Source organism: Exiguobacterium sp. s11, assembly GCF_018619015.1.
Taxonomy (GTDB): Bacteria; Bacillota; Bacilli; order Exiguobacteriales; family Exiguobacteriaceae; genus Exiguobacterium_A; species Exiguobacterium_A indicum.
The window spans coordinates 451,517-475,340 of sequence record NZ_JACSNF010000002.1; the positions used below are offsets into that span (position 1 = coordinate 451,517).

The following is a 23,824-nucleotide window of genomic DNA, read 5'->3' on the forward strand; positions in this document are numbered from 1 at the left end:
AGACACTTCCTTTACGAATTAGATTCAGGCAACGAACTGAGTGATCCGTTTCAGTTCACGTTCGACGAGGTTCAAGTAGAAGACACCTTCGATCCGGCGATCGAGAGATTGTGCGATCTCATAGAGATTCGTCCGAAGCGCTGCGAGATACGAAGCTTCCTCACCAAGAGATTGACGATGGGCGAACGCATAGTGAGCGAGTAAGAACTGAAGATACCCACGATCAGTCAAGAATGGAATCAATTGTTTTTTCTCTTCCATCGACCAGGTATAGTTCGTATCGTAATACATCTTCGCATATAGGTGGTACGGCTCGTCGCCACCTGTGAACAAGGTTTCGCCACGCTTAACTTCTTCGATCAAGCGTTCACTCCAATCGAAGCGTTCTTTTTTGCGACTAAGGAACAACGGTAGGATGTATGGATGTGCCTGATCCGGCATCCGTGAACAACCCCGTTCATGCCGAAGTGCTGCATAAAGTAACAAGGCACGATCTTCGAAGCCACGTTCGATCGCATACGTCATCCGGCTAAATGCTTCGCAGGATGGGCAATCACTAAGTTCGTCACTTGGCGCGTCAACCCATTCCGATAGATAATGATCGGCTTGTTCCTCGTCACCGAGTTTGCTATAGACCATGAAGCTGATATAGTCGCGCGTCCGAATAAAGCCATGCGCGTCACAGAAATCGATGAAGCGATCGAGATCTTCTTCGAGAAGCGAGACCGTCACGTCTTCTTGTTCTGCCATATAGATCAAGTAGGACTTGTAGTTCCAGTACAAATCAAGTTCTTGTTTTGGAGTCAGTGTCATCTCATCTTTTCGGATCCATTCCATCAAGAGCGTGAAGGACACAAGAAACGATCGGAAGTGTCCTAAATCAAATTGATTTTGTGAAAATGTCCATAAGGAGAGGAAGCGGAGTGAATCATCAGCTGTTTCCTCAAAGATGGCCCATAAGGCCTCACCGCGTGCAACGGAGGGTTCTTCTTCCTTTAAACGAAGATATAAGAGATGGAGTTCTTCTTGAGGGTTCATCTGTACCCCTCCTTTCTTATATAAGTATACCACGAGCGTTTTGAGAAATCGCAATTGAGCGAGGACGGAATAAAAAAAGATTCCGAACCCGCTCAATCGCGGTTCGGAATCATTTCAAGTATTTGTGGATGAGTTTCAGCTGTCGGATGTAGCAAATCATGTACTGTGTAACCATTGAGTACTTGATGGAACGCCGCAATGGCATCATCGAAAGCATCACGTGCTGGATTGAGCGAAGGAATCTCGTGAATGCCTTCTTGCGGATCGAGAAAATGAACGGTTGGTTCAAACAGTTGTACGACGTCACCGATATGAATTGCATCCGGAGGGCTCGCTAATCGAAAACCACCTCCACGACCACGGACAGATTCAATCAGACCACTCTGTCCTAAACGATAGACTACTTTCATCAAATGATTCTTAGAAATGTCGTAACAATCCGCTACTTCCTGGATTCGGACTAAACGATCGGGATGAGCTGCTGCGAACAGCAGGGACCGAATCGCGTAATCCGTATAACGTGTCATGCGCATTTTCATCACCTACTTAACACACATGCTAGGGGGGGACGCAAGCATTTACAACTTTCAATGTGCAAAAAATAAGATGCATTTTAGAGATTGTTTTTGAGAGTGGATTCACGCATAATGGACGGTGAAAGGTAGGTTAAATTATGCATTTCGATCAGGCATTACACCTTTTGCAACAGCTCGGTCCATCGATGGAGCAAAAGGGATTGCGGATCGCGACGCGCTTCTATGACTCGCTCGAGGCGACGTACGAAGAAGAATTGCGCGCGCTTCGAGAAGCAGGAGCTCAGGACGGAACTCGCGCATTACGGATTTTACGCCTGAGTCAATTACTGAACCAGATTACCAACCAGCACGAATCGAGTGAACTGTTTAAATTGATTTTGCTGAATGAAATCGATCAGACGAAATCGTTTCTGCTGACGTACCCGGACATCATCAGTCGTGAAATTCTTCAAGCTATTCAAATCGAATATGACCTTAAAGAAGATGCACCTTTACTTCAAGCATGGGCAATTGTTCACCATCAACTCGTCGATACGTGCCGCCATTTTTGTAAATACCGTCATGCTGAAAATTGGCGTCAACAAGATATTTTGTTGATCGCAGAAGAACATCATCTCGGAGCCGTCATCGATGAAGCCAGGCACGCGCTCTTGAGTGGTCGAAAAACGACATTGTTACATGTCTCAGCTGAGGAACTGGCAGAACGAATGTTAGCGAATGTCGTATCCTTGACGACGAAAGGGATGGTCGTTCATCACATTCGTCAAGAAGGATGGGAACAACAGATGCACGAATTCTTGACGATGATCACGGCGAATGATCCGATCGTCTTCGTCAGTGGATCGACGAATTTCATTGAAGAAATCCAGCAACGACTTGATCCGCTACCGGTCCTGTTCGGTCCGTTCGTAGCGGCAAATCAATTACCCTCTTAACGAGAAAAGCGATGTGTAACGCTCTGACAAAAGTCGGAGCATGACACATCGCTTTTTTAAGCTGATTTCGTTAAGCGTTTCGCACGTTGAATCGACCGGTCGAGTGCGAGATAGACCCCACCTGAGACACAACATAGAAGTCCGACGAATCCGAGCGCAAAGTCACCTTTTCCGGTATCAAGGAATAACGATCCAAGAAGCGGTGCGGTGACGCCGCCAATCAACCACTGGAGACTCGCAGCACCGTTGTACGTTCCGCGGAGATGTTCTGGTGCGATCAAAGCGATGAACGTCATCTGCACAGGAGACATGATCATCTCACCGAGCGTATAGAACGCATAAATCGCAAGCAATACCGTCACGAGCACGACATAACTCGTTCCGAGTGAGAACAGGTAAGACGGCACGAATGCGAGAAAAATCATGCCGATCCCGAAAATCGAGGCGCCGAGCAACATGACTTTTCCGAATGCCTTGCCGGACAAGCGAGCAGCGATCGGGAACTGGAACAAGACGACCATGATTCCGTTCAGTGCCATCAAGTAAGGAAACGGATTTTGTTTCGTCGGTAGTCCCGGCAGTGCTTCCTTCAAGAAGACCGGTAACATACTCTCGACGAGGGCAAATCCCATCGAGATGAAGACACCCGCCCCGATGAAGATTAAAAAGACATGATCCTTCCGCAATACAGTGAGCGGTGATACTTTGACTTCGTCCGTCTTTTCGATATACTCCGGTTTCGTCTCTTCGATGAAGAAGTAGAGAACGAGTCCGTACAGGAAAAAGACGAAAGCGGCAGAGTAGAAGATGAGTGAACGGTCGACGAATAGGACCGCACTTCCGAGAAGTGGACCGAATGCGGCCCCGACGTTATGTCCCATCCGCAGCAGGCCGAACGATTCGTTCAGGCGTTCTGGTGGTGTGACGTCAGCGACCATCGCGCTTGCCGCCGGATGGAACAGTGAACTCGATAAACCGAGCAGCGCGTTCAAAGCGAGAAGTGGTCCGAATGAATCAGCGAACGAAAAACCGATTAGTGCGATGACGTCACCGATGATCGAGAGGACCATCAGTGGTTTTCGACCGAATTTATCGGCGAAGTGACCACCGAGGACGGCACCGACGAGCGACATGATCGGTCCGGTCGCCATGATGACACCGACCAAGAAGTAGGAATCGAGTCGATCCGCATAATAAAGAACTAAAAATGGTGCAATCATGAACATCATGATCCCCGTGATCGTTTCCCCGACGAACCGGATCCAGATGTTGCGATCAAGCTGTTTGAGTGCGTTAAACATAGTGAAAACCCCTTATATTCCGTTTTTAGACAATAGAAAAGACGGATACGCACAAATATGGGCATACCCGTCCTAATATAAGAGGGCAGCATGTACGTATACGCATACGCACACCCTGCTTAATTAAAAATTAAACGATTGGGTGACGTACAGTTGTAGCCGATACAAAGACAGTGTGGACAGATGTCCGGGCTTGATGGAATACCATTGTACGTCTCCTCCTTCTGTAATAGTAAACTTCCTAGTCATCGTAAAGAAGATCGTGATGAATTGTCAACTTTAAATCTGAAAATTGAGTCAATGAAGTGAAATGGACGAGACCTTGAAAATTCGGTATGATAGACTAGTTGCGAAAAAGATTGATCGGACTTTTGAATATATCGGTGAAAGGAACTACCATACATGACAAACATTCTACAAACGGAAGTCGAAAAGCGTCGGATTTTCGGCATCATCTCCCACCCGGATGCGGGTAAGACGACATTAACTGAAAAATTCCTCCTGCACGGAGGGGCAATCCGTGAGGCAGGTTCTGTCAAGGCACGGAAAAACTCGAAATTTGCGAAATCCGACTGGATGGAAATCGAAAAACAACGCGGAATCTCTGTTACGTCTTCGGTCATGCAATTCGAATACGATAAAAAGATCGTCTCAATCATGGATACACCAGGTCACTCGGACTTCGGTGAAGATACGTATCGGATCCTGACAGCGGTTGACTCAGCAATCATGGTCATCGATGCAGCGAAAGGGATCGAGTCGCAAACCAAGAAACTGTTCCAAGTTTGTCGGATGCGCGGGATTCCAATCTTTACGTTCATCAATAAGATGGACCGTCAAGCGCGTGACCCACTCGAATTGATGGAAGAACTCGAAGAAGTCCTCGGTATTCCGTCTGTTGCTGTGACGTGGCCAGCTGGTTCAGGTCAACAGTTCGAAGGGGTCTATGACCGTGTCAAAGGACAATTCCATTGTTTCAAGAACGATCGTAAGTCGATCGAACTCGGTGAGGAAGGTCTCGCGAACGAAGAACTCGCGACGACGATCAACTCGGAAATGTATGAGACGTTGATGGATGAAGTCGACTTACTCGACGGAGCAGGTAACGAATATGATGAAGAATTGATCGCAAAAGGTGAACTGACTCCAGTCTTCTTCGGATCAGCACTCGTCGATTTTGGTGTCACACCACTTCTTGAACATTACTTGAACTTGTCTCCTTCACCGACACCACGCGAGTCGAACAAAGGGAAAGTCGAGCCGGCACAAGACTTCTTCAGCGGTTTCGTCTTCAAGATTCAAGCGAACATGAACCCGAACCACCGTGACCGGATTGCGTTCGTCCGTATTTGTACGGGTAAATTTGATCGTGGAATGGACGTCGTCCTGACACGGACAGGCAAGAAGATGAAGTTATCTCAATCGACACAATTCATGGCGGATGAGCGGGAAACGGTCAATGAAGCGTTCGCAGGAGACGTCATCGGGTTGTACGATTCAGGCAACTATCAAATCGGTGATACAATCACGAACGGTGATCCATCATTGCAATATGAAGCACTACCAACGTTCGCACCAGAACTCTTCTTGAAGGTCTACACGAAAAACGCCTTGAAGTCGAAACAGTTCCAAAAAGGTGTCGAACAGCTCGCGCAAGAAGGTGCGATCCAGGTCTACAAGACGGAATACAACGAAATCATCCTCGGAGCAATCGGACAACTCCAATTCGAAGTCTTCGAGCACCGGCTCAAAGGCGAGTATGGCGTTGACATCTTGAAGGATGCTGCGAACTTCCAAGTCGCGAAATGGATCAAGCCAGCTGAAGTCGCTGCCGTCAAACAATTGACGGATTCACGGACGGTTCTCGTCTACGACCGTTGGGAAAATGCTGTTCTATTATTTGCGAATGATTTCGTCTACGAGCGATTCGTTCAGAAGAACGAAGGAACGATCACATTGGTCGATTCACCGCAACAACTCTAAGTTTTTGACGGACTACTTTTCGAAGTGGTCCGTTTTTTCGTTCCTGAAATCTCGTTTGATGGCAAGCGAACAAGGGTAAAAACAGAGCGAGTTTGAATTCATATGAAAAAGGAAGGTGTCATGTGATGGCGAAACGGTTTGTTGGAATCTATCAGGATCAATCGAGTCTGGAACGAAAAATCGAGGAATTGAAACAACAGGGGCATCATGATTCGGATTTTTCTGTCGTCGGTCGAGATGACGCGGCAGACGAAGCATCGGGTGCAAGTTGGATTGATCAGGTCAAATCAAAATTTTCTAAAGAACCACCGCTCCGCGAGACATTAAAACGTGTCGGACATTCGGACGATGAGGCAGAACGGCATTACGCAGAAGTCGAGCGTGGCGGTCTTGCATTGTTCGTCAAAGATCGAGATCACGATCATGACCACGACCATGAGCACCATCATCACCATGACCACGATCATGATCATGACCATCGGCACGATGATAACAAGGTCGAAAATCCAGGGAACAACGCCTATGAATCCAATCACCGCGGGGACGGTGAGAAGAGCGACCGGGCGAAGTGGAAAGCAGACGATCTCGACTAATACCTAGAAGTGAAGGCGCCGATATCGGTGATCTTCACTTTTTTTCTCGCGTCCGGAGTCGCAAAGCGAGATGTGAGAGGAATCGAGGTGCTATACTGAGAGCATCGAAGAGGTGATATGACATGAAAAAAATAGTGACAGCTTTAGCAGGAATTGGTCTTGCCAGTGCTTGGTTCATCAACCGATACCCGGTGTTCGGGAAACGACCAAGCCGTGCGGAGCGGCGGAGCTTCGAACGATCAGATCGTTTTGTCGACGGGAAGTTCAAAAATGAGATGGATTTCCAGTTGAAGATGGAATGGGACTCGATGAAAAGTATCTTAAAGGATTACGGAAGAAACATTCCGAATCTGCGTCCTGTCAAAGCGTTACCGACGCTTCCGTATCAGCGACGTCAAGACGATAGTGAAACACCACGTGTCACATGGTTCGGACATTCGGCATTTTTACTCGAACTCGATGGGCAAACGATTTTCTTTGACCCGATGCTCGGGCGCGCACCATCACCGTTCCCGAAACTGGGGGGAGGACGTTTTCAAACGACGCAGACGGTTGATCTCGAACGTCTACCGTTGATTGATGTCGTTGTCTATTCGCATGATCATTATGATCATCTGGATTATCCATCCGTCCTCGCCTTGAAAAATCGAGTCGGTCGCTTCATCGTGCCGCTCGGTGTCGGGAGTCGTCTCCGTGGATGGGGCGTCTCGGCTGAGCGAATCACGGAACTCGACTGGCATGAATCGACACAAGTCGGTGGCATCAAACTGACAGCGGCTCCGTCGCGCCATTATTCAGGGCGAAATGGTCTTGATCAATTTTCAACGCTATGGGCGTCATGGGTCATCGAAGGCTCGCAAAAGGTCTTCTTTAGTGGCGATAGTGGATATGGTCCACACTTCAAAGCAATCGGCGAACAATATGGTCCGTTTGACCTGACGATGATGGAATGTGGACAGTACGATGTCCGGTGGTCCAATTCGCATATGTTACCGGAACAAACAGTTCAAGCTCATCGAGATGTAAAAGGTCGTGTCCTGATGCCGATTCACTGGTCTGCCTTCATCCTCGCGTTCCATGCGTGGTTCGAGCCGGTCGAACGGTTGCTCAAGGAAGCGAAACGCGATGAGATTCCGGTTCTGACACCAATGATCGGGGAGAGTGTGACACCCGAGAGCACGACACGAAAATGGTGGCGGGAAGTGCGTTGAGTAAAATAACTTTTTGATTTTAATTGAATGAAATGAGAAAAAAGTAGCCTTTTCGAATCACATCGAAAAGGCTACTTTTTTAGGTGAATAAACAGACGAAATGTTCATCCTCGACTCTTATAGAAAAGCGAGGATGATGCCATCGTCCGGTCGTACAATACCATTTAGCTCGCCAATTGATCCGCTTGCTTTACGCGACGAGAACGCACTTTTTCGATGATTTCGAAACCGAGCACAAGCATCGTTCCGACGAGTAATCCGTTACTGAGGAACGGACGAAGCGTCAAAGGCAGGACTTCCGCGATGACGGTCGATTGCAACAAGATACTGATGCCGATGACGGCACTGATCGCAAACGCATGGCGGCGGCGACTGTTCTCCATGTTACTTTCCGCAGACTGCCAGGCAATCAGGAACATGTGCGGCAATGTCGCAAGCAACGCGGCACTCGCAACGCTACGCGGTAATGTCGCGATGATCCCGATCAAGCTTGGGAAGAAACCGATCAGTGCGATGACGAGCGAGGCAATCAAGAACGGGCGACGTTTCCGGCTTCCCGTTTGCGCGATGAATCCGCTCGTGATGGGCAATGGCACCGGGACAAGCGTCGAGAATGTAGCAGCGAGTAAATGAATGACACCTTCGATGGATAATCCTTGGTGCAGACGTCCTTGTTTTTGAAGCGTCGCTTCGACGGCGCTTAAAGCGGCAATTAAATTGACGACGAGCAAGATCGCGAACGGAATCGCGACAAGGAATGCACTGCCGTCAAACTGTGGCCATCCGAACGGTAGCGCTTGCGGTGGTGCGAACAAACTAGATGATGCAGGAAGCGACGGACGGCTGACGAGCCAACCGACGATGATTCCGATCATCAAGGCAAACGGACGTAAGCGACTCGGTCCAAATTGGCTGAGTCCGAGCACGAGCAAGAACGTGACGATTCCGGCGAGGCGTGTTGCCTCGACGGCGAGAACGGCACCGAGCATAACACCTGTCAATTGAATACATAATAAGAGCAAAAACGTTCCGCTGACGAGCGGTGTAAAGACGGGTAATAAGTATTTCGTCCATCCTGTCAAACCGAGAATGATGAGGACGACGCCGGCAATGACGACGGCTGCCATCGCGATTGTAAAGGCCGTTTTTGAATCGACCGGTAGTGCAGCGATGACGACGAAGATGCTGACCCATGATCCGGCAGGTCCCGATACGATCGGAAGCCGGTGGCCGAAGGCTCCGTGTAGGAAACAGGCAATCCCGCCTACAAAGAACGACCGTTGGACAAGGGCAGCAGTCTCAACTGATGAGAGGTCGAACAGACTGGCGACGACGATTGGTAAAGCAATCGTGTTCGCGAGTAAAAAGACGATCCACTGGAAGGTAGAAGTCGTTTGTTTCATGAAAAAGCTCCTTTCTTAAACTTCAGATATTCCTGCATCATAGCATATGATTGATGTTATGATTCATATATCTTTATACATGAAAACATATGAAAGAGATGATGAATATGGATTTACGCCAGTACCGCTATTTTTGTGCGGTCGTCGAGGAACAATCCGTCACACGAGCAGCGGAGCGCTTACGGATGGCACAACCTGCCTTGACGCAGCAAATTCGGCGAATGGAAGAAGAGCTAGGTGTTCGTCTGATTGAGCGGGCAGGGCGCGGGATCCGGATTACCTCGAGCGGCAACCGCTTATATGAACGAGCAGTCTCTTTGCTACAGTTCGAGCAGGAGACACGGATGGAAGTGAGCGACATCGAAGCCGGACGAACGGGAATCTTGCGCATTGGTGTGAACACTTTATCAGCCAGTCGGCTCGTCGAATGGATTGAACAGATGAAACGACGACATCCTGGCATTATCTTACAAGTCCACCAAGGAGAATCGAGTGCGCTCATCGAACGGTTGAAAGAGCGGTCGCTTGACGCAGCGTTCGTCCGTCTACCGATTGATGCGCAAGGGATTTCGATTGAATGGATGGAAGAAGAACCGTTTCATCAAGTCTGGCACCCCGATCACCCGACCGCGGATCTCATCATTCCGAGTCAAGAAGGACTCGGTGTCTTTCAGACGTTAAGTCAACGGCTCGGCGTCGTATCGCAAGAGACTTGTTCCGATGTTTTGACGCTGATCGGACTTGTCCGCAGTGGACAGGCGGTGACTGTATTGCCGGAGAGTACGTTGCGGGAACTGGATATGACAGGACTGCACCAGACATACCTATCCGGTGCAGCAAGTACGACAGCCTTCGTCTGGTTGACGGAGACGGGACCGACGACACTGACGAAACAATTCATTGAAATCATGAAAGAAACAGCAGATTGATCAACTGACAGGAAAGAAAGGATAGATCGTATGAAAACGATTCAAGGCACGTATGGAGAAGCAAAGATTTTCACGGATAACGTCGACGACCTGACGATTAAGCAAGTCACAGCTATGTTAGAGGAACAATTTGCGACAGACAGTCGCGTCCGGATCATGCCAGATTGCCATGCTGGAAAAGGATCTGTCATCGGAACGACGATGCATGTGACGGACGAGGTCGTACCGAATCTCGTTGGTGTCGATATCGGTTGCGGCATGTTATGTACACGACTTGCTGAACAAGAACCAATCGATTATGCGAAACTTGACGCGACGATTCAGCGTCTCGTTCCAAGTGGCATGTCGGTACGTCAGCAAGCTCATCCATTGTCCGAACAGGTACCGTTTGATCAAGTACTTGCACCGTTTAACGAGACACGGGCACGATTATCGATTGGTACGCTTGGTGGAGGGAATCATTTCATCGAACTGAACCAGGATGCAGCAGGACAGCGCTATCTCGTCATTCATTCTGGTAGTCGCAATCTTGGGAAGACGATTGCCGAACATTATCAAGCAGAGGCAGAAACTGCACGCTTCCAATTTGACGCTGACCAAGTCATCGCCGAATTAAAACAACAAGGGCGCGAGTCGGATATACAGACGACCTTACAGCAATTGAAGGAAAAACGGTCTACGTTTAACAAAGATTTAGCATCTGTTTCCGGCGAAGCGATGGAGCGTTATCTCCATGATCTTAAGATCGCTCAACGATACGCAGCATTGAACCGTCAAGCGATGACCGAGGTCATTTTCGAGGCGATGGGATGGACGGTAGCGGATCAATTCGATACGATCCACAACTACATCGATCTTGACGCGATGATTCTACGAAAAGGTGCCATCTCTGCAAAAGCCGGCGAGCGGGCGATCATTCCGATGAACATGCGTGATGGTTCCTTGATTGTCGTAGGAAAAGGAAATCCCGATTGGAACTATTCCGCGCCACACGGAGCAGGACGAATCATGTCGCGGTCAAAAGCATTCAAAACAGTTGAACTGGATGCGTTCGAAAAGACGATGACCGATGTCTGGTCAAGTTCAGTCGTCGCATCGACGCGTGACGAGTCGCCGTTCGTCTACAAGCCGATGGACGAAATCATCCGTAATACGAAAGAAACGGTCGATGTCGTCGAGATCATTAAACCGCTGTACAATTTTAAGGCGAAATGATGGAAGGTTATTATCAATTGGGGAGGATATTCTATGAATTATAAGGGGACTATGTTGATTCTGTTTTCAAGTGTGTTTTTGATCGCTGGATGCACGGATGAGGCGGTCACGACGGAACAGAAAAAAGTAGAAGTCAAAACTACTACGCATACGAATCAGACGAAACACCCCATCTTAAATCCAGTTCAGTATGAAAAGCTGTTCAAGCATATGAATGAACACTTGAAGATGGATCAGTTTCAGTTGAAGGATAGTACGATCGGTGCAGATTTCACGGCTGTCGACCAATCCTTGAGTTTTGAGAAGAGAAGATGGTTAACGGTTGACGGAACGATTGATACGCCATCGACCCAGGAGACACTTTATTTTGAAAACCAAAAACAAGATACTCAGTTAGCGATTCATTTTGCGTATACGAATCGATACATAGGCAATGATCTGGTTCAGTATCAATCAAACGGTAGTTACGGCGAGCTCCTCATCATTAGCTACAAAAACATCCTCATATCCGTACAACAAAATTCATTAAACAAAGTAGATCCTGACACGACACAGGAAGCAGCAAAACAGGTGATCCAGGAATTAAAAAACGTCCCCGTTTAAAACGAGAACGTAAAGGTGACAATTCTGATTTGATTAGACCGTACCATCCGGTAATGTCTCACCAGTCCGACGAATCGTCGCGCCAAGTTCAGCGGCGATCGCATTGACGGCTTCTGAATCTTCGTTGACCTCACTGATCAAGATGACACCGTAATGGTCAGGATTGATCTGATTCAGCGTCCGGTTGAACAAATCAAATGATTCCCGCTCGTTCTTCTCATCCCGGTTCGCACCAATCAAGTAACCAGCAACGGAGCCGACGAGCATACCGAACGGACCACCAACGACACCGATTGCCATGCCGATCAATGAGCCTTTGAAGGATTGGTCCTGTTGCGTGAAGTCGATGGCATCGATGAAAGAGAAGCCCTCTGCTTCGTCACGTTTTGCGAGAACCATCTGATCCATCTCGATTTCCTTGATTGCCTCGAGATCCTTAATCATCGCAAAGCCTGTTTTTGCTTTTTCTAAATCACTAAAAATGATTGTCGTAATAACGTGCGTTGCATCGCTTTTGTATTTCGCCATAATAAACGCCTCCACAAGAATCGGATATCGTACTACACTTTTTAAGTACCCTGAACATTCTAAATGGAAACGCGAGACTGGAAATATGAAAAAAACAGGACAACAGAATAATTTTCTAATATCGGCAATAAGTAAAACTTATCGAAAGTCTTTTGTTCTTTCAAATTGTAACGGAATCCATATTATACTATGATAGAACTGTACAAGTAAGCGGTATCAGGGGCTTGATGTCGTGAACACTTAAAGGGGGAATCACCATGAAGCAAACAGATGTGTCGCAAGATGTCTTTGGCGCACGCCGTTCGTTTGAAGCAAACGGTAAGAATTATCAGTACTATAGTCTTGAAAAATTGGAAGAACTCGGATTGACGGAAGTCAAACGCCTTCCATACTCGATTCGTGTCCTGCTCGAGTCAGTACTTCGTCAACAAGATGGTCGTTCGATCACACGTGAACACGTCGAGAACTTGGCGAAATGGGGAACAGCTCAAGTTTCGAACGATGTCGATGTTCCGTTCAAACCGTCACGCGTCATCCTTCAGGATTTCACAGGTGTTCCAACGGTCGTTGACCTCGCGTCACTTCGTAAAGCCATGCAAGATCTCGGTGGAGACCCATCGGTCATCAACCCAGAAGTACCAGTCGACCTCGTCGTTGACCACTCGGTTCAAGTCGATGCTTACGGTTTTGCTGGAGCACTTGCAGAAAACATGGATCTCGAATTCGAACGTAACGAAGAGCGTTACAAATTACTTCGCTGGGCGACATCGGCATTCGATAACTACCGTGCCGTACCACCAGCAACAGGGATCGTCCACCAAGTTAACCTCGAGTACTTGGCATCTGTCGTCCTTGAAAAGGAAACAGCAGACGGTACAGTTGATGTGTACCCGGATACACTCGTCGGAACGGACTCACACACGACGATGATCAACGGTCTTGGCGTCCTCGGTTGGGGAGTCGGTGGGATCGAAGCGGAAGCGGGCATGCTCGGACAGCCATCGTTCTTCCCAGTACCAGAAGTCATCGGTGTACGCATTACAGGTGAGATGCACCCAGGAACGACAGCAACAGACGTTGCCCTTCGTGTAACGGAAATGCTCCGTCAAGAGAACGTCGTTGGTAAATTCGTCGAGTTCTTCGGTCCATCACTCCACTTGATGTCACTTTCTGACCGGGCAACAATCGCGAACATGGCGCCAGAATATGGTGCAACATGTGGATTCTTCCCAGTCGACACAGAAACATTGACGTACCTTCGTCTGACAGGTCGCGATGAAGAATTGATCGAAAAAGTCGAGAACTACTCGAAAGCAAACGGTTTGTTCTACACGCCACAAAACGAAGATCCAACATTCACGAAAACAGTCGAACTCGATCTTTCGACAATCGTTCCTGCCCTTGCTGGACCAAAACGTCCACAAGACCGGATCGATTTGACGGATGTTCATACATCATTCAAAAAAGCGTTGACGGCTCCACAAGGAAACGCTGGATTCGGCTTAGCGGAAGAAGAAGCGAACAAAGTCGCTGTCGTTCAGTTCGAAGACGAAGCAGTTGAAATGCGTACGGGTGACGTGGCAATCGCTGCGATCACGAGCTGTACGAACACATCAAACCCATACGTCATGATCGGTGCTGGACTCGTCGCGAAAAAAGCGATCGAACTCGGTCTTTCGGTTCCAAAATACGTCAAGACATCACTTGCGCCAGGATCGAAGGTCGTTACGGATTACCTCGAGAAATCAGGACTCCAAACGTACCTTGACGAACTCGGCTTCAACACGGTCGGTTACGGCTGTACGACATGTATCGGGAACTCTGGTCCACTCGACCGCGCAGTCGAAGACGCAATCCTCGGTTCAGACTTACTCGTATCGTCTGTCCTCTCCGGTAACCGTAACTTCGAAGGTCGTGTCCACCCGCTCGTCAAAGCGAACTACTTGGCTTCACCGCCACTCGTCGTCGCGTATGCACTTGCAGGAACAGTCGACGTCGATATCATGAACGCGTCACTCGGAACAGGCAAAGACGGACAAGAAGTCTTCTTCGCTGACATCTGGCCGTCACGTGATGAGATCCAAACGATCATCAACACGGTCGTCACACCAGAAAGCTTCCGTGCAGAATACGATTCAGTCTTCACAGGAAACGAACGTTGGAACAACCTTGATGTGCCAACAGGGGATCAGTACGACTTCGACGGTGAGTCGACGTACATCCAAAACCCACCGTTCTTTGAGAACTTGGCGAAGGAAGCTGGTCAAGTCGAAGCCCTCAACGGACTCCGTGTCTTCGGTAAGTTTGCTGATTCGGTTACGACGGACCACATCTCACCAGCGGGTTCATTCTCGAAAACGACACCAGCCGGTCAATACCTCGTCAACAAAGGGGTTGCACCAAAAGACTTCAACTCATACGGTTCACGTCGTGGTAACCACGAAATCATGATGCGCGGAACGTTCGCGAACATCCGCATCCGTAACCAAGTCGCACCAGGTACAGAAGGTGGCTTCACGACGTACTGGCCAACAGGCGAAACGATGGCGATGTACGATGCTGCGATGAAGTATAAAGAAGATGGCACAGGTCTCGTCATCCTCGCTGGTAAAGATTACGGTATGGGTTCTTCACGTGACTGGGCAGCAAAAGGAACGAACTTGCTCGGCGTCAAAGCCGTCATCGCGGAAAGCTTCGAGCGGATTCACCGTTCAAACCTCGTCATGATGGGTGTTCTTCCACTGCAATACGTGGCAGGCACGACAGCTGAAACACTTGGTTTAACAGGTGAAGAAGCGATCAGCATCGCAATCGATGAGTCTGTTCGTCCACGTGACATCGTTAAAGTCACAGCGACAGCGGCAGACGGAAAAGTCACTGAATTCGAAGCGATCGCTCGTTTCGACTCAGAAGTCGACATCGATTACTACCGTCACGGCGGGATCCTTCCAATGGTCCTTCGTGAGCGTCTCCAACAAGCATAAGTTGTCTAATCAAAGGTGGGGGAAACCCCACCTTTTTTTGACGAGAGGAGGAAAAAGGTGAACCGATTCAAGAAGTGGTTTCAACCGAAGGAAGACCAGCCGTTGCCGATGCGTGACGTGACGCTTGATGAAGTCAAACAAGCGACGCATGCTTTTGAATCCGAACTACCGAAAGGGACGAATCGGACAGTGCTTTTAGACAACGAACAACGCATCGACTTAAAGCAGTTGGAGCCGTATTTGAAAGCACGTTCGACACAAGTGTTTTACATGTCGCGTGAGACATTCACCATCATGGAGGCAAAAGACCGAGAACTTGTCTATGAGATGGATCATGTCCAGGTTGCCGTCGATCGCTATTTTGACCGGGTGAAGAAACTCCCGTTGAAACCGTATAGCAAAACGTTCCAAGTCGACTGCGCGATGTTGTTTCAAGATGGCTATTTGCGTGAAATGCCGCATCATAGCTATTACTTGGTCGATGAGTCGATGATCGTCTCGCTGACGCCGAAAGAAGCATAAACGTAATCAAGGGTGGACCGAATTCATTCGGTTCGCCTTTTTTTGTCGTCCTGACCATTTTCTGATTTGTTCAAAAGTCTGACGAATTTAGTCAGAAATCGTGAAATCTCGGACAAACCCTTTGTATTCTCCTTATAAAACCGATACGATGATAAGGAATAGAGACTTGAGCTAGGAAGGTGTACATGGCATGACGAAACGAACGAGCACGTGGATTGCAGTAGCAATCGTGGCAATGGCGATCCTCCTTGCCTACAATTTTTATCTCTTGAACAAGACGCAGACCGCAAGCGATGAAAAAGCCGCGACGGTCAAACCGTTTTATACGATGACACGCATCCAATATGTTGAGAAGAAGCTCGCGACGAAAAAAGATGAACTTGAATCACGCATGTATGAAGTCGTCTTTAATGACAAAGGTCATTTCCGGACAGAAGTCGTAGACGGTCCGTCAAAAGGATCGCTTGCGATCTGGAACGGGACGATGTTCCGTGAGTATGATGCGACAGGGAAGTTAGTCAATGAGACGAAAGCCGGCAAAAGTGTCAGTGCGCCGCGCCCATTCCTCTCACGTGGCTTCAACGAACAGATCCTCGCCTTCATCAACAAAGGTGACTTCGGACAAGTCGAGGGAGAAGCGGACATCGCTGGAATGGCAGCAGACGTGTATGTGAAAAAAGAACCATCAAGCACGGTACCAGAAGACTGGATCAAACAATACCCATCGATCTTCGATAAAGAAAACAACCAAGAACAAGCAACGTATTATGTCGCTTCCGACCGTTCGAAAGTACTCGGTGCGGAGTCACGTAATAACGGTAAACTGTTCTACTCTGTCAAGATGAAGAGTTTTGAAACGATCGATACGTTCGATCCGGATTGGTTAAAAGCAAAATAAACAAGAAACGACCGGCGATGACGCTACGAAACGGTAGCGGACAAAGTCGGTTTTTTCGAGACGCAGGAGGTTCAACATGGAAGCATTCTCGAAAGAGGAGATGTTCAATCAAATCAAAGCGTGGGAAGAGGGCGCGAAGGTCGAGGAGGTGCTCGCCTTACGGTATGCTCAAAGTAGCCGGTTGCTTGGAGAGACGGAAGCACTCGTCCGCATCTTGGCGTTACTCGTCGAACATCGCTATATCATGACGGGACGACTGGATGCCTTAGCTGAGAGTTGGATGCAAGAAATCCGTCAGCATGGTCGTTTGCCAGCTCGTCTTGAGCAGTTGTTGACGGAACAACAATTACAAAGTACGTATCAGCGCCTTGTTGCGCATACGTTTCCGACGATTCGCGAGACGGACAATGCGAACGCCAAACGATCAGCGACGAAAGAACTGATCCTCCAAGCAAGCCAAATCGTCGAGGAGACGGAACAAATCGTCGAACTGACGGAACGGTTGCGTCGATTGGATGCTGGTCGCTGGACGGAACTGTTCGAAGCTGGAACGGCATTACTGCGTTCGAGTGCCACGCTTGAACAGACAGCGCAGACATTCGTCGATAGCTTGCAAGAGCGTTTCTATTCCCGAGAAGCGTTTCGCGAGATGACGGAACTGAAAGCGACGACAATCCAGGATCTCAAACGTGTCGTCGCTTTGCTCCCCGTCGAAAGCAAACAAGTCGAACGCTCAGCACTCGAAGAACTCGACGCGATGATTGGTCTCGAAGACATCAAACAACGGGTCCATCATATGTATCGCTTCTTGAAGTATCAGCAAAAACGATCGGAAGATGGCTACCGTTCAAGCGATCAACCATCGCTACACATGATCTTCATGGGTAACCCCGGAACAGGAAAGACGACGCTTGCCCGTTTGATGGCAAAAATCTATCACGAGCTCGGACTTCTCGAACGACCGGAAGTCGTCGAGACGGATCGTTCATCGCTTGTCGGTGCGTTCGTCGGTCAGACGGAAGAACAGGTCATGAGTAAAGTCCGCGAAGCCGTCGGAGGGGTGCTCTTCATCGATGAAGCCTATGCCTTAAAACGTGCCGGACAAAGTGGGAACGATTATGGTCAGGCCGCGATCGATACGCTCGTCGCAGCGATGACGAGTGGGGAATATGCAGGGCGATTTGCGGTCGTGCTTGCTGGTTACCCAGAAGAGATGCGTGATTTCCTGAAGGCGAACCCTGGACTGCGGAGTCGTTTCCCGGAATCAAATCATTATCTACTCGCCGACTATACGGATCAGGAGCTGCTCGCCATCGGACGGTCGATCGCGACCGCGAACGACTACGTCTTGACGGAACAAGCAGAGCGAGCGTTGCTCGGTCGTCTGGAACGAGAACGGGTTGACGCCAGTTTCGGAAATGGACGCGCCGTCCGAAATATCGTGCTTGATGCGATCTTCAAGAAGGGATCAAGCCTTGGAGAGAGTGCCAGTCACGAAGACTTTGCCTTACTCGAACAAGAAGACTTCGAGATGGTGCAAGAACCGGACGCAACCGTTGAGGAGCGGATCGCTTCGCTCGTCGGATTGTCTGATCTTAAAGATGAACTCAAACAGATTGAAGCTCTGTTGTCGATGCAAAAACGTCGCCGGGAAGCTGGTTATAAAGTCTTACCGGTCGAATTGCATGCGGTCTTTAGCGGCAATAGCGGGACCGGAAAGACGACTGTCGCGCAGCTTTATGCTGATGTGTTACGACAATGCGGTTATTTGAAACGCGGACATCTGAAAGTCGTCAGCCGGGCGGATCTCGTCTCCGGTTACGTCGGACAAACAGCGCAAAAGACGCGCGACGCAATTCGCGACGCGCTGGGTGGTGTCTTATTCATCGATGAAGCGTATGCGTTAAACGGTGGAGCGAACGATTTCGGAAAGGAAGCGATCGATACGCTCGTGGATGAGATGACGAAACATCAAGACAATCTCGTCGTTGTCCTTGCGGGTTACGAGCAACAGATGAACGCTTTGCTTGCAAGTAATCCAGGACTGAAATCACGCTTTAAGCGATCGTTCCACTTCCCGAATTATTCGCCAGACGAGTTGATTCAAATCATTGAAGGATACGCAGCACGGTTCGGATACGAGCTGACGGAGGACGCACGGTTGACGCTTACCGAGAAGATTGATGTCGTTCCGAACGGAAACGCACGGGCGGCAATCACGATCGTCGAACAGGCGATCGCGAAGCAGTCGATGCGATTAATTGACAAAGTTAGCTTGTCCGGTTCAGAATGGTCCTATCTTGAAAAAGAGGATTTTTAAGGGGGAAGCTACATGCACACGATTGAAATACCTGTCCGGTACGCCGAGACGGACATGATGGGCATCGTCTATCATTCGAACTATCTCGTCTATTTGGAACTCGCACGGACAGAATTAATCCAGTCCTTGGGTCTTGATTACAAGGAGATGGAAGATGCGGGTTATGTCTCCCCGGTCACGAATGTCAATCTCGATTACAAACGCTCGTTGACGTACGGTGATACAGCGGTCGTCACGGTTTGGATTGATCATTACGATGGACTACGGACGATTTATGGCTATACAGTCAAACATCCGGACGGGAAACTTGCGGTATCTGCGAAAACGACACACGTCGTCGTCAAGAAGGAAAACTTCCGACCGATTCGCTTGCCGAAGGTGTTCCCGAACTGGCACGAAATTTATGAGAAGATGAGTGAGACGGACGCAGCACTCTTAACGGAAGCGTGAAGAGATGCATCAAAAGCGGAATCGATTTTTGAATCGGTTCTGCTTTTTTCTTTTTTCAGCTTTTTCAGTCTGAACAGTAAAATTTAGCACTTGGTACTAACGACCGATGACAAAGTCAGAATCATTTGCGAAAATAAAGAAGCTGAAGTAAGGTAGGGACTTACTCTATCTGTCGGAAGTAGACTCGACGGATGGAACGATTAGCGGTAACATAGAGAAGCATAAAAAGAAGAGGGGTCTTACTCATGAAAAAAATCGTAACCGTCAGTACGTTAGCGCTTCTCCTTGCAGGATGTAATCCTGGGGATCAACAAGCGGATGATACAACGAAAACGGAACAGAAATCAGATGAGACAAAACAATCAAACGACGAAACGAAAAAAGAAGACACAGCAAAAGACACGAACAAAGACGAAACAAATAAAACAGACGAAACAGCAAAAGACGATACGTCAGAAGAAGCAAAACAAGAAGACAATTCGTCTGACGCGGCAACGCAAGAAGATCAAGGTTCTTCGGATGAGACGAAAAAAGAAGAAGAACAAAAAGACGATACACCAGCTTCAGAGAACAAAACAGAAGACAACAAAGACGAATCGACGGATAAACCGGATAGTTCATCTCAGGATCCAGAACAAGAGAAACCGTCGAAACCAGAAGATGAAACACCGGACGTCGATAAATCAGCAAATGCCAAAGCAAATCTATCACTTGGTAATCTCGTCGTCGTCAATAAGAAATATGGCTTGCCGATCGACTACAAGCCATCGGATCTTGTCGTCCCGAACGTCAGCTTTTCATACTCGGGCGTGCTCGAGCAAAGCTACATGCGGGCGCCGGCTGCGAAACAGATGGAAAAGATGTTCGCCGCTGCTAAAAAAGAAGGCGTGACATTGAACGCTGTCAGCGGATTCCGTTCAGGCGCACGTCAAAAAGTATTGTATAATAATTATGTCGCACGTGATGGCAAGGCAGCTGCTGATCAATATTCAGCACGTCCTGGTAACAGTGAGCACCAAACAGGTCTTGCTTTTGATATTTCGGCACCAAGCGTTGGTAACGGGTTAACAGCTGCCCTTGGTGATACGAAAGAAGGAAAATGGATTGCGAATAACGCAGCCAAATATGGTTTCATCGTGCGCTACGATCGTGGTTTCCAATCACGGACAGGCTATACGTATGAGCCATGGCACATTCGTTATGTCGGTGTCGATGTCGCGACACAAATTAAAAATAACGGACAGACTCTTGAGGAATATATGAAAGTCGGTCACTAAGAGGTTGGAGGTTGACTATGATTGAAATCATAGGGATTTTAGTTCTTGGCTATCTGCTTGGTTCGATACCGTTCGCACTTCTTGTCGGGAAGTGGGGACACGGGATGGATATTCGCCAACATGGTAGCGGGAATCTCGGAACGACGAATACGTTCCGTGTCTTGGGAAAAAAGGCGGGAATCATCGTATTGATCGGTGATTTCGGAAAAGGAGCCGTCGCAAGCCTTGTTCCAATCTTAATGGGAGCAGATATACATTCGTTGTTTGCTGGATTAGCAGCTGTCATCGGTCATATCTATCCGATCTTCGCGAAGTTCAAAGGCGGAAAGGCAGTTGCGACGTCCGGAGGGATGTTGCTCGTGACGAGCCCTGTTCTGTTCATCTTCCTGCTCGTCTCCTTTTTGACGACACTTCGTCTAAGCCGGATGGTGTCGCTCAGTTCAATCGTGGCGGCAAGTGTCGGAATCGTTGTTTCCATCACCATCGGCTTTTTGACGAACGATTGGATCGTTCCGACGTTCTTTACGGTTCTTGCTTTGTTCGTCATCTTCAAGCACCGCGAGAACATCCAACGGATTCGCCAAGGAACAGAATCTAAGATTCCACTCTTTGCAAAGAAACCGTTTGAATGAGTCATTAAGACGCATCTACATCTCGTTCATTGAGATGCGGATGCGTCTTTTGTTTGTGAAAAAAGTCGGATAACGGACGAATTCAACGACATTTCATAGGAACTACACGTTTATTTACATCGGATTTACAAGACCTTTACAGATGTTCGATACACTAGAACTAGAACTTGTCTGTGAAGGGGGAAGCGCACGTGTCGTTGTTAGGAGAAGAGCGGAAATCACGCATCATGGAATGGCTGGAAGAGGAAGGGAAAGTCATGACGAAGGATTTGATCGAACGTCTCGATGTCTCGGGAGAAACGGTACGACGCTACTTAGAGGAGCTCGAACGGGAACGACAGTTGAAGCGCGTCTATGGCGGTGCCATCTATCAAGGAGGAAAACGAGAAACACCGATCTCGCGTCGGACGGATCAGTTGTCTCGCCGTTTAGCGCGTTATGCGAAAGGATGGCTCAGCGATTATTCCTGTATCTTTCTTGGTCGAGGCGAGCCGGTCGAGCATCTGTTGCCGTATTTAACGGGGAACGCGACGATCGTCACGAACTCACTAGTCGTCGCTAGTCACTTGGAGCAGTGCCGTAAGACGGGACCGTTCAAAGGTGAAATTCGATTACTCGGTGGGACAGTCGATGCTTACGGGCAGACGGTCGGAGTCGAAGTCTTGCAGGCGCTCGATGCTTACGCTTTTGATGCTTGTTTTCTATCGTTTGACGGTGCTGAAATCGAGCGTGGCTTCGTCAGCGATGATATTGAATCCTCACTGATTCAAAAAGCCGTCATCAGTTGTACGAAGGACGTCTATGCCTTTTTGGCAAATGATGAATTCCAAGGCAATCGTAAATATAAGGTGGCAGAGTTCCGGCGTGCAAAGATCGTCCTCAGTCCAGCCTCCTATCCACCATCGTGGGAGATGAAACTGTTCAACGAACGCGTGAACTGGATGGTCGTCTCATGATACACTGATGCGGGAGGGATGCATCATGTTAGAAATCATCGCATCGACCGTAGAAGAAGCGGTCGCAGCAGAACAAGCCGGAGCGGACCGGATCGAGCTCGTTTCCGCATTATCCGAAGGTGGGTTGACGCCGAGCTATGGACTGATTCGTCAAGTCGTCTCGACGGTCGAGATTCCAGTTCACGTCCTCGTGCGACCACATAGTAAGTCGTTCGTCTATTCGAAATCAGACGAAGAGACGATCATCACGGATATCGACTTGATCCGTGAACTCGGTGCTGCCGGGATCGTCGTCGGCTCATTGACCGCAGACGGTCGTGTCGACGAAGGCTTCCTTGGTCGAATCATCAAACATAAAGGGGAACTGTCATTGACGTTCCACCGGGCGATCGACAGTAGTCGTGATATTTTCGAAGCGGCAGAAGTGCTCGCTGATTTTCCGGAAGTCGACCGAATCTTGACGTCAGGTGGTCAAGCGACGGCACTAGAAGGAAAAGAGACAATCGCGCGCTTGATCGAGGATCATCCAGACTTGATCATCTTACCAGGGTCCGGGATCACGCTTGAGAATGCGGAAACGCTTCTCAAAGCGACGAAGGCATCGGAACTACATGTGGGGTCCGCGGTCTTACAAGACGGTATCATTCAAAAAGAACGTGTTGAAGCATTGAAACGACTTCTCGGCTAATCCTATACCGCACGAATCCATTTTTCGAATCTGATGAGATGAGAGAAATGGATTTTTTTGTAGGTCTTCGTGACGGATTTTCGACGATTCCGTGACGCGCTTGAAAAGCAGAGTGGGATAACTAGGTTTTTCAACGGGACTACGCTAGAATCAAAGATGGAAATAGTGGAAATGAAGGAGTACGACATGAACCCTAAACAATTAAAACAAGACGCCCTTGGTACACTAAAAGGACGCTGGCTGGTCGGGCTAAGCATCTCGATCATCTACTTCCTGATCTTTGCGCTTGCAGCGAGCCGGATGTCCTTTGACCAAGATGACATTGACAGCATGGTCCGTTTCGCCGGACTGAACATGGTCGTAACGATCGTCCTTGCTCCGGTGACGGTCGGACGAACGATTGCTTACTTACGCTTCACACGCGGGGAATCTGCTGGCATCGGAACGTTATTCGAAGGATTTTCTTCGTTTCGACGTGCTTTCCGGACGATTGCCGCTTACGCGATCGTGACGGTATTGGTCTATGTCGGATCATTCTTGATCTTACCGGCACTGTACTTTTATCTAGCGTATCGCCTCGTTCCGTACATTTTGGTCGACCGGCCTGAATTGTCGTTTTGGCAAGTACTTGGCGAGAGCCGTCGGATGATGAAAGGGCATAAGCGTGAATTGATCATGCTTTACTTGAGTTTCATCGGCTGGGGTATCCTCGCACTACTTAGTACTGTGGGTGTCATCTTCTTGACGCCGTATTTCGATACGACGATGGCACACTTCTATGAACGCTTGAAACCAACACATCAATCATCCGTCGAGGGATGA

22 protein-coding genes are annotated in these 23,824 nt (G+C 48.6%); 17 read left to right on the top strand and 5 right to left on the bottom strand.

The genetic code is table 11. The annotated features are described in order from the left end of the window. Nucleotides 1-24 precede the first annotated feature (24 nt). Nucleotides 25-1,038: a hypothetical protein gene (locus KNQ12_RS09950; RefSeq protein ID WP_023467785.1), complete on the bottom strand. Its 1,014-nt coding sequence runs from the start codon at nucleotides 1,036-1,038 to the stop codon at nucleotides 25-27. Between the two features lie 92 nt (nucleotides 1,039-1,130). Further along, on the bottom strand, nucleotides 1,131-1,571 hold the full coding sequence (locus tag KNQ12_RS09955; protein ID WP_023467786.1) for an RrF2 family transcriptional regulator: 441 nt from the start codon (nucleotides 1,569-1,571) through the stop codon (nucleotides 1,131-1,133). A 140-nt stretch (nucleotides 1,572-1,711) separates the two neighbouring features. Here KNQ12_RS09955 and KNQ12_RS09960 point away from each other — a divergent pair, with 140 nt between their 5' ends. Further along, on the top strand, nucleotides 1,712-2,509 hold the full coding sequence (locus KNQ12_RS09960) for a hypothetical protein (RefSeq protein WP_023467787.1): 798 nt from the start codon (nucleotides 1,712-1,714) through the stop codon (nucleotides 2,507-2,509). A 56-nt stretch (nucleotides 2,510-2,565) separates the two neighbouring features. Here KNQ12_RS09960 and KNQ12_RS09965 read toward each other — a convergent pair whose 3' ends face one another. Continuing rightward, nucleotides 2,566-3,810 (bottom strand): MDR family MFS transporter, encoded by a 1,245-nt coding sequence (locus KNQ12_RS09965; protein ID WP_023467788.1) that lies wholly within the window; start codon nucleotides 3,808-3,810, stop codon nucleotides 2,566-2,568. A gap of 402 nt (nucleotides 3,811-4,212) precedes the next feature. On the opposite strand from KNQ12_RS09965, the gene KNQ12_RS09970 reads away from it, so the two are divergent. From KNQ12_RS09970 to KNQ12_RS09980, 3 genes are all read left to right on the top strand, one after another. Beyond that, a complete protein-coding gene (locus KNQ12_RS09970) occupies nucleotides 4,213-5,793 on the top strand; it encodes a peptide chain release factor 3 (RefSeq protein ID WP_058713293.1) in 1,581 nt (526 codons plus the stop codon). A 125-nt stretch (nucleotides 5,794-5,918) separates the two neighbouring features. After that, nucleotides 5,919-6,386 carry a YflT domain-containing protein gene (locus tag KNQ12_RS09975; RefSeq protein ID WP_058713294.1) on the top strand — a complete coding sequence of 156 codons (468 nt, stop codon included), beginning with the start codon at nucleotides 5,919-5,921 and terminating at the stop codon, nucleotides 6,384-6,386. Between the two features lie 122 nt (nucleotides 6,387-6,508). Further along, the gene (locus KNQ12_RS09980; RefSeq protein ID WP_214724584.1) at nucleotides 6,509-7,597 is read left to right on the top strand and encodes an MBL fold metallo-hydrolase; all 1,089 of its coding nucleotides are present in this window, start codon (nucleotides 6,509-6,511) and stop codon (nucleotides 7,595-7,597) included. A gap of 164 nt (nucleotides 7,598-7,761) precedes the next feature. Here KNQ12_RS09980 and KNQ12_RS09985 read toward each other — a convergent pair whose 3' ends face one another. Beyond that, a complete protein-coding gene (locus tag KNQ12_RS09985; RefSeq protein WP_035398099.1) occupies nucleotides 7,762-9,000 on the bottom strand; it encodes a purine/pyrimidine permease in 1,239 nt (412 codons plus the stop codon). Nucleotides 9,001-9,107: 107 nt separating this feature from the next. Here KNQ12_RS09985 and KNQ12_RS09990 point away from each other — a divergent pair, with 107 nt between their 5' ends. The 3 genes from KNQ12_RS09990 to KNQ12_RS10000 are packed head-to-tail and all read left to right on the top strand — an operon-like array spanning nucleotide 9,108 to nucleotide 11,747. Then, the gene (locus KNQ12_RS09990) at nucleotides 9,108-9,929 is read left to right on the top strand and encodes a LysR family transcriptional regulator (protein WP_133208048.1); all 822 of its coding nucleotides are present in this window, start codon (nucleotides 9,108-9,110) and stop codon (nucleotides 9,927-9,929) included. A gap of 30 nt (nucleotides 9,930-9,959) precedes the next feature. Then, nucleotides 9,960-11,144, top strand: a complete 1,185-nt coding sequence (locus tag KNQ12_RS09995) for an RNA-splicing ligase RtcB (RefSeq protein ID WP_023467794.1) — start codon at nucleotides 9,960-9,962, stop codon at nucleotides 11,142-11,144. Nucleotides 11,145-11,177: 33 nt separating this feature from the next. Further along, complete coding sequence (locus KNQ12_RS10000; RefSeq protein WP_023467795.1) at nucleotides 11,178-11,747, top strand: hypothetical protein; 570 nt, start codon at nucleotides 11,178-11,180, stop codon at nucleotides 11,745-11,747. A 33-nt stretch (nucleotides 11,748-11,780) separates the two neighbouring features. Here KNQ12_RS10000 and KNQ12_RS10005 read toward each other — a convergent pair whose 3' ends face one another. Further along, nucleotides 11,781-12,275: a hypothetical protein gene (locus tag KNQ12_RS10005; RefSeq protein ID WP_023467796.1), complete on the bottom strand. Its 495-nt coding sequence runs from the start codon at nucleotides 12,273-12,275 to the stop codon at nucleotides 11,781-11,783. A gap of 257 nt (nucleotides 12,276-12,532) precedes the next feature. Between KNQ12_RS10005 and acnA the strand changes: the two genes are divergently transcribed. From acnA to KNQ12_RS10055, 10 genes are all read left to right on the top strand, one after another. Beyond that, the gene (acnA, locus tag KNQ12_RS10010; protein ID WP_023467797.1) at nucleotides 12,533-15,259 is read left to right on the top strand and encodes an aconitate hydratase AcnA; all 2,727 of its coding nucleotides are present in this window, start codon (nucleotides 12,533-12,535) and stop codon (nucleotides 15,257-15,259) included. A 57-nt stretch (nucleotides 15,260-15,316) separates the two neighbouring features. Next, on the top strand, nucleotides 15,317-15,781 hold the full coding sequence (locus KNQ12_RS10015; protein WP_023467798.1) for a DUF3939 domain-containing protein: 465 nt from the start codon (nucleotides 15,317-15,319) through the stop codon (nucleotides 15,779-15,781). A gap of 190 nt (nucleotides 15,782-15,971) precedes the next feature. Beyond that, nucleotides 15,972-16,679: a hypothetical protein gene (locus tag KNQ12_RS10020; RefSeq protein WP_214747864.1), complete on the top strand. Its 708-nt coding sequence runs from the start codon at nucleotides 15,972-15,974 to the stop codon at nucleotides 16,677-16,679. Nucleotides 16,680-16,755: 76 nt separating this feature from the next. Further along, nucleotides 16,756-18,999, top strand: coding sequence for an AAA family ATPase (locus tag KNQ12_RS10025; RefSeq protein ID WP_023467800.1), 2,244 nt, complete (start codon nucleotides 16,756-16,758; stop codon nucleotides 18,997-18,999). 12 nt (nucleotides 19,000-19,011) lie between these two features. Beyond that, a complete protein-coding gene (locus KNQ12_RS10030) occupies nucleotides 19,012-19,449 on the top strand; it encodes an acyl-CoA thioesterase (protein WP_023467801.1) in 438 nt (145 codons plus the stop codon). A 245-nt stretch (nucleotides 19,450-19,694) separates the two neighbouring features. Beyond that, the gene (locus KNQ12_RS10035) at nucleotides 19,695-20,726 is read left to right on the top strand and encodes a M15 family metallopeptidase (RefSeq protein ID WP_035398093.1); all 1,032 of its coding nucleotides are present in this window, start codon (nucleotides 19,695-19,697) and stop codon (nucleotides 20,724-20,726) included. Between the two features lie 17 nt (nucleotides 20,727-20,743). After that, the gene (gene plsY, locus KNQ12_RS10040) at nucleotides 20,744-21,358 is read left to right on the top strand and encodes a glycerol-3-phosphate 1-O-acyltransferase PlsY (protein WP_214747867.1); all 615 of its coding nucleotides are present in this window, start codon (nucleotides 20,744-20,746) and stop codon (nucleotides 21,356-21,358) included. A gap of 191 nt (nucleotides 21,359-21,549) precedes the next feature. Further along, nucleotides 21,550-22,314 carry a DeoR/GlpR family DNA-binding transcription regulator gene (locus KNQ12_RS10045; RefSeq protein ID WP_047391234.1) on the top strand — a complete coding sequence of 255 codons (765 nt, stop codon included), beginning with the start codon at nucleotides 21,550-21,552 and terminating at the stop codon, nucleotides 22,312-22,314. A gap of 25 nt (nucleotides 22,315-22,339) precedes the next feature. Continuing rightward, nucleotides 22,340-23,002, top strand: a complete 663-nt coding sequence (locus KNQ12_RS10050) for a copper homeostasis protein CutC (protein ID WP_214747870.1) — start codon at nucleotides 22,340-22,342, stop codon at nucleotides 23,000-23,002. Nucleotides 23,003-23,188: 186 nt separating this feature from the next. Beyond that, on the top strand, nucleotides 23,189-23,824 hold the full coding sequence (locus KNQ12_RS10055) for a DUF975 family protein (protein WP_214747873.1): 636 nt from the start codon (nucleotides 23,189-23,191) through the stop codon (nucleotides 23,822-23,824).